This is a genomic window from Microbacterium wangyouchuni (assembly GCF_054072595.1).
Genome location: NZ_JBSVRM010000002.1, coordinates 323,370 through 335,058 on the forward strand (window position 1 = coordinate 323,370; position 11,689 = coordinate 335,058).

10 protein-coding genes are annotated in these 11,689 nt (G+C 64.1%); 4 read left to right on the forward strand and 6 right to left on the reverse strand.

The genetic code is table 11. The features are described 5' to 3' along the window. Positions 1 to 2 precede the first annotated feature (2 nt). The 4 genes from ACW5CM_RS04255 to ACW5CM_RS04270 all read right to left on the reverse strand — a co-directional run bounded on the left by ACW5CM_RS04255 (position 3) and on the right by ACW5CM_RS04270 (position 4,694). Positions 3 to 953 (reverse strand): endonuclease domain-containing protein, encoded by a 951-nt coding sequence (locus ACW5CM_RS04255; RefSeq protein ID WP_457124264.1) that lies wholly within the window; start codon positions 951 to 953, stop codon positions 3 to 5. A 230-nt stretch (positions 954 to 1,183) separates the two neighbouring features. Continuing rightward, positions 1,184 to 1,825: a hypothetical protein gene (locus tag ACW5CM_RS04260; protein WP_457124265.1), complete on the reverse strand. Its 642-nt coding sequence runs from the start codon at positions 1,823 to 1,825 to the stop codon at positions 1,184 to 1,186. Continuing rightward, positions 1,825 to 2,787 carry a glycosyltransferase gene (locus tag ACW5CM_RS04265; RefSeq protein ID WP_457124266.1) on the reverse strand — a complete coding sequence of 321 codons (963 nt, stop codon included), beginning with the start codon at positions 2,785 to 2,787 and terminating at the stop codon, positions 1,825 to 1,827. Before ACW5CM_RS04265 ends, ACW5CM_RS04260 begins: the two co-directional genes overlap by 1 nt. Beyond that, complete coding sequence (locus ACW5CM_RS04270; protein ID WP_439254858.1) at positions 2,784 to 4,694, reverse strand: glycosyltransferase; 1,911 nt, start codon at positions 4,692 to 4,694, stop codon at positions 2,784 to 2,786. Before ACW5CM_RS04270 ends, ACW5CM_RS04265 begins: the two co-directional genes overlap by 4 nt. Positions 4,695 to 4,841: 147 nt before the next feature. Between ACW5CM_RS04270 and galE the strand changes: the two genes are divergently transcribed. After that, positions 4,842 to 5,837, forward strand: a complete 996-nt coding sequence (galE, locus tag ACW5CM_RS04275) for a UDP-glucose 4-epimerase GalE (protein ID WP_457124267.1) — start codon at positions 4,842 to 4,844, stop codon at positions 5,835 to 5,837. Between the two features lie 9 nt (positions 5,838 to 5,846). Here galE and ACW5CM_RS04280 read toward each other — a convergent pair whose 3' ends face one another. Both ACW5CM_RS04280 and ACW5CM_RS04285 read right to left on the reverse strand, forming a co-directional pair. Beyond that, on the reverse strand, positions 5,847 to 7,148 hold the full coding sequence (locus tag ACW5CM_RS04280) for an O-antigen ligase family protein (protein ID WP_439254856.1): 1,302 nt from the start codon (positions 7,146 to 7,148) through the stop codon (positions 5,847 to 5,849). After that, positions 7,145 to 8,566 carry an O-antigen ligase family protein gene (locus tag ACW5CM_RS04285; protein ID WP_457124268.1) on the reverse strand — a complete coding sequence of 474 codons (1,422 nt, stop codon included), beginning with the start codon at positions 8,564 to 8,566 and terminating at the stop codon, positions 7,145 to 7,147. The genes ACW5CM_RS04280 and ACW5CM_RS04285 overlap by 4 nt, the downstream gene beginning before the upstream one ends. Positions 8,567 to 8,632: 66 nt before the next feature. Here ACW5CM_RS04285 and manA point away from each other — a divergent pair, with 66 nt between their 5' ends. The 3 genes from manA to ACW5CM_RS04300 all read left to right on the forward strand — a co-directional run bounded on the left by manA (position 8,633) and on the right by ACW5CM_RS04300 (position 11,652). Beyond that, positions 8,633 to 9,757, forward strand: coding sequence for a mannose-6-phosphate isomerase, class I (gene manA, locus ACW5CM_RS04290; RefSeq protein WP_438253707.1), 1,125 nt, complete (start codon positions 8,633 to 8,635; stop codon positions 9,755 to 9,757). Positions 9,758 to 9,806: 49 nt separating this feature from the next. Then, positions 9,807 to 11,168 (forward strand): HNH endonuclease signature motif containing protein, encoded by a 1,362-nt coding sequence (locus ACW5CM_RS04295; RefSeq protein WP_457124269.1) that lies wholly within the window; start codon positions 9,807 to 9,809, stop codon positions 11,166 to 11,168. A 166-nt stretch (positions 11,169 to 11,334) separates the two neighbouring features. Continuing rightward, positions 11,335 to 11,652 (forward strand): WhiB family transcriptional regulator, encoded by a 318-nt coding sequence (locus tag ACW5CM_RS04300; RefSeq protein ID WP_438253531.1) that lies wholly within the window; start codon positions 11,335 to 11,337, stop codon positions 11,650 to 11,652. Positions 11,653 to 11,689 lie beyond the last annotated feature (37 nt).

Consider the following 11,689-nt stretch of genomic DNA (forward strand, 5'->3'; position numbering starts at 1 on the left):
AACTACCCGCTCGCGAGCAGCGCGCGAATTTGGGCGAGGAGCGCATGGGAGCGGATCGGGTCATTGAGGTCGTCCTTGTTGATGCGGATGACCGTCCAACCGGCTTGTTGCAAAGCGCGGACACGCTCGAAGTCGCTACGCCACTGCGCGTCATCAGTGCGGTGGTGGTCACCCTCATACTCAATCGCCAGGCGGATTCCCGGGTACGACAGATCAGGATGTAACGTGCTGAGCCGAGTCATCACAGGGTGATGGATGACGGGGTCGGGCAGGCCAGCGCACACCAGCAGCAGACGCAACCGCGTCTCCTGCGGTGAGTCGACGCCGGCGCGGATCAACCCCTTCGCCTCGGACAGCATCAGCGCGCCGCGCCGCCCGGCATGAGCGCGGATCGCGCTGCGCAGCTCCGCCTCTGTGCACAGCGGGGGAATACGTGATCCACCCGGAACAACCGTGCCGGACAGCAGAAAGTCGCCAACGGCCACAATATGTTCGATGTCGAGTCGATGCGCTCTCTGCGATCCGTACTCGGCGAGCTGACACCAGGCCGTCGCCGGCGTCACGATCGGGATGCCGTCGTGGGTGACTGTCGTGGGGAATGCGCCGTCAAGCCGATGCGACGCTATTCCCTTGCGCCGCTTTCGTCGTGACCCTGTGCTGCTGACGTGCAGGTCGGCGTCGTCCCGTTCGAGTGTGGACGGGAGCGGAGCATCGCAAAGCACAAGCGCCGTGCTGTGGCTGATCGCTTGCTCGGAGCCGAGGAGGGGAGTAAGCGCAACGCACCGTCCGCGGATGGTCGATAGGTCGATGCCCTGGGAGCGGATGCCTCGGAACGGCTTGTCTACGTCTCGTCCGCGAAGCCGCCCGCGGGCCGCAATGCCGGCGGCGCCCTGTCGACCGCTGAGGAACGCGGTGCCGACGGCGTGAGCAGGAAGAGGATCTCTGGTCGTCATGGTGACCGAGTCTGCGGGATCCGGCATCCGCGCGTGTGCGTTTTCCACAGGCCTAGGCGAGTCGGATGGGCGCTTGTGGCGCGAAACGACGCGGAACTCAAGCCACGAGCGCCCACTCGCAAACAAGGGGAGGGGCCACGTGTGCAGAAGAAGTCGCGACCTGCCGGCGAGTGGGTAGTTGTGGCGCTATTTCGGCGTGAAACTGAGCCACGGGCGCCCACTCGCAAGCATTAGATGCCGGCTACGGCACGAACGTTCTGCAGGGCTGCTGAGGCGGCATCCACAGCCTGCTGCGGATCAGTGCCGTTGTCGTATGCTGCACGCAACTCGGCGAGCCGTGCGCTGTACTGCGTCACCGCATCCGCCCAGGCGCCCTCGATGTCGTTCGGAGCCGCAGTGTCGGAGAGGCGACCGGCATCCTGCTGCAGGTTGCCGACGATCCCAGCCGCATCCGGGTCGCCTTCGGCGATGACACCGAGCCCAGTGGACGCGTCGTTCAGCCGGGGAGCGACTGCTGCCGCGAAGGCGTCATGATCCTGGTTCGGCGCCGGCGGCTCGGTGGGATTCGGGGCATCCGTTGGAACAGTGGACGGCGACGGCACCGGTGTGGGCGTCGCGCTCGGCGAGAGCGTCGGCGTCGCGGTCGGCGTCGGAGTGCGCGTCGGAGTGGGCGTCGCTGAAGCGCTGTCGGAAGCGCTCGGGCTGGGAGTCGGCTCCGTATCGCCTGCGGGTGGCAACAGGAAGAACAGCAGCAGGCCGACGATCGTCACCGCGAGGATCGAGAGGATGACGATGAGCCAGACAGCGCCCTTGTTGCTCTTCTTCTCCTCGGGGAACACCCACACGGCCTCGGGCTGGTGCTCGTTGCTCATCACTTCTCCAATGCGGGCATAGGCTGCCAAGTGCGGTCGCGACCGATCTTGCCACCATCGCGGATGCCGCGGAACAGGTTGCTCGTCCCGCGCACGGTGCGCTCCACGAAGAACAGGCGAATGATCTCCTTGAAGAACGTCGCCGTCGTCCCGAGGCCGAACAACACCGGGTTGTAGTTCTCGTGCACACGGTAGTAGTGCTTGATGAAGGCGCGGTTGCGCATGATGTAGTACCGATAGGCGTTGCTGGAAGCATTCATGTGTCGCACGCCCATGTCCCACTGCTTGATCTCGCGGGTGCGGCGCAGCACGAATTCGTTGACGATCACAGCGGTCGTTAGACGCGAGGCCAGCCACCCGTACATCTGGTCATCCCAATAGATGAAGAAGCGCGGATCCGGCAACCCGATCTGTTCGACGATCGAGCGGTGGATGAACATGCCCTCGAAGCATCCGCTGTTCATCTCCTTGAAACCGGATGCATCGAACCCGGCCGGTGCGAACGGGATCGGAATTCCCATCCGCTCAGCGATCCGGTATTGCCAGTAGAACTCGCTGCCGTCGTAGTCGTACCGACGGCCCTGGATGCTCTTGAACCGCGGAGCCCACGATCCCATCCTCGCCAGACCGTCAGGGATGACTTCGACATCGTCATCCATCATCCAGATCCACTCGCTGCCGAGCTCGTACGCGGTGCGCATGCCCTCACTGAAGCCACCGGACCCGCCGGTGTTCGTCTCGAGCTTGCGATAGACGATCTCGGTGCCGATCGAGTCGCGGAACGATTCGACTACCTCGGTCGTGTCATCCGCCGAGGCATTGTCGATGATCACGACGTGGCCGGGCTTCGGATCCATCACGGTGATGCTCTCGAGCAGTCCCTTGAGCAAATGCGAACGGTTGTACGTCACGATGACGATCGTCGCCGCCGCTGGGTCGAATGCAGCAGGCGCCGCGGTCATGCCTTCTCCTCGAAGATCTGCTGCCAGGACTGGGGGGACACGAGCTCAGGAAGCGCCCGCTGGTACTGCTTCTGCAGCTCGGGCCAGCGACGCTTCAGCTCAGCGTGCAGGCGGATTGTTTCACGCAGCATCCGGCGGTACTTCTTCCGGTCGCGCGTGTAGATGTTCTTTCCTGAGCCGTCGGCAGTGCTCACGAGGGCGCTGTCGAAGGCAGGCAAGCGCCACCAGTGCGCGTCCTCCTTGCCGAACTCGACCTCAGGTTGGACGATATTGACAGGATTCGGATTGTGCAGCCAGTGGGACACCAGTGTTCTCAGCGTGAAGATCCGCAGTTTCATACCGGTGGGGTTGTCGAAATTGTTCTTCGCCTGCATCTTGTAGACCTGGCGGCCGTGCCGCGAATGCAACACGGTCGAAGGGTCGCGATGAACTGTCGTCTCGGCATAATCGGCCGCAAGAGCGCGTGCTGCGGGCATCGCCGTGGCCAGGTTCGCACGCATGTGATCGGGGCCCGAAAGCACGTCGCGCAGAGCCTGCGCGCGCAACGCCACCGGGTAGTACTGCATCATCATCAGATGTTTCAGGTCGACTCGACGGCTGTGCGTGATGAGACGTCCGCCGTGCGAAGACTGTGAGTGCAGGAGGCCCGCGACGATTCGGTTGCGGGCATGGAAGTATGCCTGCCAGTCGATGGAGTCGTCTTTGTTCACCCACGACACGTGCCACAGCGCGACACCCGGCATCGAGACGGTTGGGAAGCCTGCGGCTCCGGCACGCAGGCAGAACTCCGCGTCATCCCACTTGATGAAAGCCGGAAGAGACAACCCGACTTTGCGGATCGCGTCGAGGGGGATCAGACACATCCACCAGCCGTTGTAGTCGGCGTCCATGCGCATATGAAGCAGCGGCGACTGGCGCAGGTTCGCGACACCGAAATCGTGCGGCAGCTTCTCCTGATAGAGGTTGCGCCACATGAATGGTGCATCGTCGACGACCTCGGCCCAGCCGTGCAGCTTCGGGCGATCGAGCAGGTCGAACATGTGTCCGCCGACGAGTACTGGATTAGTCGCATACTGGCCGAACACGATCGATCGACGCAGCGATTCGGGCTCCAGACGTACATCGTCATCGAGCAACTGGACGAAGTCGCTCTCCGGGCGCTGCAGCGTCTCATGCATGGCACGGGCGAAGCCGCCGGATCCACCAAGATTGGGCTGACGGATGATCTCAAGCGTCTCGCCGAGCGCCTCGGCGACTTCGGCATAGCCGCTCTGCTCGGAGACCAGCTGAGTACCTTGATCGATGAGGAAGATCCGATCGACGAGCTCGAGTGCATCGGGGGCAGCAGCAAGCGCCTCCAGCGTTTCGACGCAGTAGTCGGGCTTGTTGTAGGTGGTGATCCCCAACGACGCCTTGCCAGCTCGGGCCGGCTCCTGCTCTGTCGTCCACTCGGCGCCCTCGAGTACGGCGCTCTTCTCGTCGGCGACGACGTCGAACCAGAGCCAGCCGCCATCGCTGTACTGGTTCAAATCAAGATCGAAGTGCGTGCTGGCGTTGCCGACAACCTCACGGGTGTCGACGCGCTGGCGCACACCCGATCCGTTCGATCGGTAGACGAGGACGGTCGCAGGTCCCGCGGTTCGCACTGTGAGTCGCACCTGGCGAATGCTCGTCCAGTGCTGCCAGTAAGAAGCGGGGAAAGCGTTGAAGTAGGTGCCGAGGGATACCCGGCGCCCCGATACGATTCGCGCGCTGTTTCGGCCCAGAATGTTGCCGAGGTGAGCGCGGTTGGAGACGCGGACTGGCTCCTCGCCGATGACCGACCACGTCTCAGGATCGGCGTACAGCGGCAGAAGGTCCGGGTCGCGATCGAGCGGGAATACAACGTTCTGCAAGACGTGGGTCACGTGAGAGATCTCCGAGATTGCTTCGCCCCGCCCTCATGGGCGCAAGCTGGATTCAGCGGGCACCGAGTAGCCTACCTTCTGCGCTTGAGGATCCCTGGAGAGCGCGCCCTGGACGTCGGGACCGGTCGGCAGACTACGATAGGCGCGATGAAGGCTCTGATCACCGGCGGTGCCGGATACATCGGTTCGACGATCGCAACGGCGTGCTTGGAAGCAGGCGTGGAGACGGTCATTCTCGATGACCTGTCCACCGGTCGCCGTGACTTCGGCGAGGACCGTAACCTTTACGTCGGCGACATCGCGGATGCTGAGCTTCTCACCCGCATCTGCGCCGATCACCCCGACATCGACGTCGTCGTGCACTGCGCGGCGCGCATCGTTGTGCCCGAATCGGTTGCCGACCCGCTCGGGTACTACGACACGAATGTCGGCAAGACCATCATCCTGCTGCGCAATCTGCGAGAGGCGGGCATTAGCCGCATCGTGTTCAGCTCATCGGCTGCCGTCTACTTCGGTGAGGGTGGCGAAGGCGTCGACGAGAATGCGCCGTTGGCGCCGTCCAGTCCCTATGCCATGACCAAGGCCATGGTCGAGAGTGTGCTTTCGGATGCTGCGCTCGCCGGCGACCTGCGAGCGATCGCGTTGCGGTACTTCAACCCGATCGGCGCGGACCCGCGCCTGCGCACCGGTCTGCAGAATCCCACCCCATCGCACGCGCTCGGCAAGATCATGCAGGCTCGCGCCGCGGGGGAGCCGTTCACCATCACCGGCACCGACTGGGCGACCCGCGATGGCTCCGGCCTGCGCGACTACATCCACGTCTGGGATCTCGCTCTGGCGCACGTCGCAGCGGTGCAACGCTTCGATGAGGTGGCGACAGTATCCGATCCCTATCAGGTACTCAACATCGGCACCGGTGATGGCGTGACCGTGCGTGAACTGGTGGCCGCGTTCGAACGCGTCACCCAGCACCCTCTTCCTGTCGTCGAGGTCGAGCGCCGCCCCGGCGATCAAGCTGGCGCCTTCGCGATCGTCGATCGCGCCGCCGCCGCCCTGGATTGGAAGGCGCAGCGTTCCGTCGACGACGGTGTGCGCGACGCTCTGGCCTGGGCCGAGAAGCTCAAGACGCTCGACGCGAGCTGAGCATCAGGCCTATTCGCTCGGTCGCAACGTCGGGATGACGCCGGTGTTCGCCGCGTCGATGTTCTCGCGCCAGGACCGTGATTGCCCCGCGCGCAACGCGCACAGCACGAGCATGAACCAGCCGGCGCCAACGATCGTGAAGCTTTCGAACATCGAGTCCACCGCGAGCGTCACCAGCACCAGCGGGGTCCACGCGTAAAGCACTGATCGGCGCGCACTCGCTACCAGCCACGAGCGGATCAGCGCCACACATCCGAGAATCAAAAACAGGAGGAGACCGGCCACGCCCAACTGCAGCAGGATGTCGAAGAACGCGTTGAGCGCGCTCTGATGGCGATCATCCAGCAGATAGTTGATGTACGTGAACGGGTACTCGCCGCGCTGCCACGAGCCGAACCAGCCCCAGCCCTGGAACGGTCTGATCGCAACGAAGTCGAGAATCTGATTCCAGAGGTCGGCGCGGGTCGAGAAATCCGACCCTGCCCCCATCCAAGCGATGATCGGATGCCGGAATGCGAAGGCAACGATCAGTGCCGCAGCCACCAGTGCCCCCAGCATCCACTGCACGATATTGCGGCGGCCAGGCGGAGTATGCCGCACGATCGTGAGCGCTGAGGTCGCGACGGCGACGGCGACGGCGAGCACGAGCACAGTCGGCGACGCTGAGAGCAGAGCCAAAAAAGCGCCCAGGGCGATCGAAGGAATGGCGATCGGGGCGGCGACTGATTGCGTGCGCCATTCGATGAAGAAGGTGATCAACGCGATCACCGCCACGAAACCGAGCATGTTGCGGGTGCCGAAGATTCCCTGAATCGGACCGCCCATCGCCAGGTTTCCGTCGATGTCGAGGAAGGCGATCGGAAGATCGATGAGGATGCCGGAGAGGATTTCAAGTCCGAGCGACAACACGAGCAGCACGCGCAGCGTATCGCCGAGAGCTCGCATGGTCTGCAGGGTGTCGCGGATATGACCGATCGTGATGGCCATGACTGCGTAACCGAACAGCCACAGCCAGCCCACCAGCGTGTCTGAACGGTCGGTGGTCCAAAAGACGCTGATCAGGCCGAGGGCGAGAAATGCCAGCAGCGATGACGGCGCCAGCCGAAGCAGTGAGAGCTCTTCTCGCCGGACGAACAGGATCGCCGCGCCCAGAACGCCCAGCAGCAGCGTTATCGTCGCGAGGGTCGTCATCGAGGTCATCCGCTCGATCAGGAACGATCCGAACGTCGCGCTCAGCGCGGCGATCGTATAGGCACGAGCCATCTCGACGGAGCCGAGCAGTCGGCTCAGTCGAGCCTCGGAGGTGGTCACGGAATGCGCCGTGCGGTCTGGCCGCGTTCGGTGACACGGGCTTGTTCGCTGAGGCCCACACCAACCAGAGGGACCGACTTGACCTTGAAGGAGAACAGCATCAGCAGCAGCCAGCCCCAGAGCATGATCGGCGTCGACTCCGCCAGCCCCTGAACGAGCAGGATGACGGTGAACAGCAGGGGCAGGAGCGTGAGCGGCGAGTAGGGGCGATCGGCGCGCAGATCCCATCGCGGCCGGTCGATGGCGAAGAACCATGCGCGCCAGAGCAGCCCCAGATAGGCGGCCGCCATCAGCACGACGCCCACAACACCGAGCTGCATCAGCACGTCGAGCCACATGTTGTGCGCATGAAAGACGGTGATGTTGTGGTCCACAATCCAGCCGTCGAATGACGGGTCAGTCGGTATCCACGGGCTGGAGAACCCGTTGCCGAAAACGGGGTGGGCGGCGGCCCGTTCGAGCACCGTGGTCCAGATGAGATCGGTGCGGCCGGTGAGGTCGGCGCTGCGGCCCAGCGCCTCGAGGAGCGGCTTGCGGAATACGATCAGCGCTGCGATCACGACGGCGGCACTTGCCGTGCAGATCACGTAGATGCGGGTGCGGCCACCGGGAGTGCGCGTGCGACGGATGAGAAGCATGATCGCGACCACGACGGCCGCGGCGATCGCGCACACATAGGTCGTGGCCGATCCTGCGCGCAGCAGCAGGTATGCCGCGAGCAGCATCCAGAGAGCGAGTGTCGTGCTCCAGCGCTCACGCAGCGCGAACCGAACGCCGAAGGTGACGATCGCGAACAGGCAGATGATGGCCAGTACGTTCGAGTTGCCGACGAGGCCCTGGATGCGACCGCCATCGAGGAAGTTGTCGCGCACCCAGTACCAGTGCGGGTCGATGTCGCCATCAGGAAGTGTGAGGAAGTTGGGCAGCAGGGGGTGCTGCAGCACCAGTGACACCCAGAGTTCGAGAACGACGGAAAGCCCGAGGATCCACTTGAAGGCGGATGCCAGCGTGCGCACGATCTCATGCCAGCTGAAGGCATGGGCGATGAGCAGAGCGTTCACAGTGATCGCGGCGAGCAGGAGCCAGGTGATGATCGTCGGCCCGCGCCACTGCGACCAGGCCAACGACAGCAGTGCGAACACGACGTAGCCGAGAGCCGACCAGGGAAGCCGGCGCCAGGCGAAGGCGTGCGGCTTCGCCCGGGTGATCATCGGCACGCCGATAGCGACGGCGGCCAGCGTCAGCACGATCATGACGATGCCCGCGCCGTTCATGCCGACCAGGTTGTACAGAGCGGTGTGCGCAAAAGCGACGATGAACGCGAGGATTGCGTAGGCGCGCAGCAGTAGCTGCCCCGTCGACTCGCGCTCCGGCGCGGTGGGCGGGGCTGTCACGGGATGCTTCGTGTACTGCGCCATCGGATTCAGGCTACCGCGACCGGCCCGCAGATCGCTGTGCCACGACGGGATCGCTACGCTGGAGCCATGCTGCTGAGCCTGTCCAACGAGCCCCGTGACTATGCCTGGGGATCGACGTCCCTTCTCGCGACGCTGGAAGGCCGCGAGCCCACCGGAGCGCCGGAGGCCGAGGTATGGTTCGGAGATCACCCCGGTGACCCCGCTGACGTCTCTGACGGTACGACTCTGGATGCTGTTACCGGTGGGACGCTGCCGTATCTGCTGAAGCTGCTCGCTGCGGCCGATCCGCTGTCGATTCAGGCGCACCCGACGATCGCGCAGGCGCGTGCGGGATGGGCGCGCGAAGCAGGTCTTGCGGCAGATGACCCGTCACGAAACTACCGAGATGACAACCACAAGCCCGAGCTCATCGTCGCGCTCAGCGAGCGGTTCGAGGCGCTCGGAGGGCTGCGCCCCGTGGCGGACACCGTGCGTCTGCTGGACTCGCTGGGCTCGTCGGTCGGAGCTGTTGCTCTTCGGGAGAGGCTCAGCGCAGACGGAGATGTGCTCGGGGATGCCATCGGCTGGCTGCTTTCCGGTACAGCGCAGTCTGAGGTCGACGACATCATCGCCGCGCTCGCCGAAGCATCCTCCGAAGAATTCGACGCCGAATTGGCCAACGCCCGCACCATCGCGGAGCGGAACCCGGGGGACCCTGGGGTTGTTGTCGCACTTCTGATGAACTTCATCGTGCTCCGACGAGGCGAGGGCATCTTCCTGCGTGCCGGTCTTCTGCACGCGTACGTCTCCGGGCTCGGCGTGGAGATCATGGCGGCCAGCGACAACGTGCTGCGCGGGGGCCTGACGCCCAAACACATCGATGTGCCCGAACTGCTGTCAGTCCTCGACACGTCGCCGGCGAAGGTCCCGGTGATGACGCCGATGGCGGGCGATGCGGTGACTGCCTATCCGGTCGATGTCTCGGACTTCGCCCTGCGGCGTGTGACCCTGTCCGGCGAACCGGTCGCCGTAGACGTTGCCGGACCGGCGATGGTGCTCTCGACCGGGGGAGATGTCTCGGTTTCCGGTATCGATCAGGAGATGACCATTCCCGTCGGCGCGGCCGTGTTCGCCACAGCCGACGAGAAGTCGCTCACCCTCACCGGCACGGGCGAGGCCTTCATCGCCATGCCGGGAATCACCATGCCCTGAGTCGCTCCGACTCTTGACCAGATTAGAACATTTGTTCTATACTGGATGCATGCCAACGTTGACAGCTCCGACACCGCCACAGGCGTCGTCGTCGCGCATGTCCGAGTGGCAAGAGTTGCAGGCTGACAAGGCGCGGCTGCATGCGCGGGAGGCCGAGCTGCTCAGCGAGGCCTTCTCTGACGCGCTAGGCGAGCGTGAGCAGCGGACTGGGCCCAGTGACGTCAAAGACATTCCCGTCCGCTCGGTGATTGCGGAGTTCAGCTCCGCCGGTCGTATCTCCTCGCGCACGATGGAATCGTCGATGTGGAACGCGTACACGCTGGTGACGAGTTTTCCTGTCACCTTCCAGGCCCTGCAGAATGCGCAGATCAGCCCGACACATGCGCGCATCATCACTGATGCGGGTGCGCAGATCTCCGATCAGGCAGATCGTTTCGCCTATGAGCTCGCCGCGGTCGACTACGCCTCAGGGGAGAGCCCGAATCGGGTCAGATCGGTGGCGCGGATGCTGGCGGCCAAGCATGGTGGGGTGAGTGCTGCCGACCGCCGGAAGAAGGCGCACGAAGACCGGAAAATCTGGATCGACGACTTCGACGACGGTTCGGCTGAGGTCCACATCCTGACCTCTTCGGTGCTCGCTCATGCGGCGCTGGATCGGGCCTCCAGACTCGCTCGGCTCGCACGGGATCCGCACTCGTCCGAGGTACGCCCTGTGCTCGGTGACGGCGAGACAGAGCCGGCAACGGGTGAAGACGATGCGTTGATCTCCGAGCAGGATGTGCAGGACGTCGATGGCGACTACGGCGCGTCCGCACCGAATGACGATCCGCGCACGATGGATCAAGCGCGGGCGGATGTCGTGATGGACCTCCTGCTGGCAGCCGCCGCAGAAACAGTATCCGCAGATGGTGCGGCGGCGATTCGCGGGCATGTCCAGGTGACGCTTTCTGCGGCGGTTCTCGCCGGAGCGTCGGATGCTCCAGCCGAATTGCTCGGATGCGGACCTGTCGACGCCCGAATCGCCCGTGAGATTGCCGGGTTCGCACCCGGATGGGATCGTCTTTATCTCGACGAGTACTCCGGAATGGTCACAGCGACCGATCGGTACCGACCAACAGCCGAGATGCGCCGATATCTGCGTGCGCGCGATGGACGCTGCCGTTTTCCCGGCTGTGCGTCCTCGGTGCTGCGATGCGACCTCGACCACAACGATGAGCACAGCCGGGGTGGGGCGACAGCCTGCGAGAATCTCAGTCATCTGTGCCGACGGCATCATTCTTTGAAACATCCGGATATCGACCCCGAGTACCGGTGGGCGGCGCGACAGCTGTCCGGTGGGCGAATCGAATGGACGAGTCCGCGCGGCAGGGCGTTCATCGACCACCCGCAACCGCGCGTCCACTTCGCCTGAGATCCCAGATACTCTGCGGTGCACCGCGACACGCCGTAGACACGCCGTGAACCTTCAATGGTCGATTGAGGGTTTACTATCTGCGACTTGACCGGAGCGAATGACACGGGTGTAATTAGTTGTGCACGGCCCGGTGGGGGGCATCCGTAAGGGCAAGGAGAACGATATGACGGGTTACCGTTCCGACGTTCCCGAGAACTGGTTTGTAGATCCGGTCAATCTCGGGGTTCCCGGGGTCAGGCGTGTTGACGCCGACGATGACACAGCGCTCTCCTGGCAGACCGACGCGCTCTGCTCGCAGACCGATCCAGAGGCGTTCTTCCCGGAAAAGGGCGGTTCGACTCGCGACGCGAAGCGCATCTGCTCCTCGTGCGATGTGAGTGGCGAATGCCTGCAGTACGCGCTGAACAACGACGAGCGCTTCGGTATCTGGGGTGGGCTCAGCGAGCGCGAACGCCGCAAGCTCAAGCGCAGCGCCGGCTGAGCTGTCATAGCTTCGCAGGCGCGCCGACCGCGGTGGC

Excerpts from the sequence above, each read along its gene's own strand:
- ACW5CM_RS04255 (WP_457124264.1), bottom strand. The coding sequence starts at position 953 with ATGACGACCAGAGATCCTCTTCCTGCTCACGCCGTCGGCACCGCGTTC.
- ACW5CM_RS04260 (WP_457124265.1), bottom strand. The coding sequence starts at position 1,825 with ATGAGCAACGAGCACCAGCCCGAGGCCGTGTGGGTGTTCCCCGAGGAG.
- ACW5CM_RS04265 (WP_457124266.1), bottom strand. The coding sequence starts at position 2,787 with ATGACCGCGGCGCCTGCTGCATTCGACCCAGCGGCGGCGACGATCGTC.
- galE (WP_457124267.1), top strand. The coding sequence starts at position 4,842 with ATGAAGGCTCTGATCACCGGCGGTGCCGGATACATCGGTTCGACGATC.
- ACW5CM_RS04285 (WP_457124268.1), bottom strand. The coding sequence starts at position 8,566 with ATGGCGCAGTACACGAAGCATCCCGTGACAGCCCCGCCCACCGCGCCG.
- manA (WP_438253707.1), top strand. The coding sequence starts at position 8,633 with ATGCTGCTGAGCCTGTCCAACGAGCCCCGTGACTATGCCTGGGGATCG.
- ACW5CM_RS04295 (WP_457124269.1), top strand. The coding sequence starts at position 9,807 with ATGCCAACGTTGACAGCTCCGACACCGCCACAGGCGTCGTCGTCGCGC.
- ACW5CM_RS04300 (WP_438253531.1), top strand. The coding sequence starts at position 11,335 with ATGACGGGTTACCGTTCCGACGTTCCCGAGAACTGGTTTGTAGATCCG.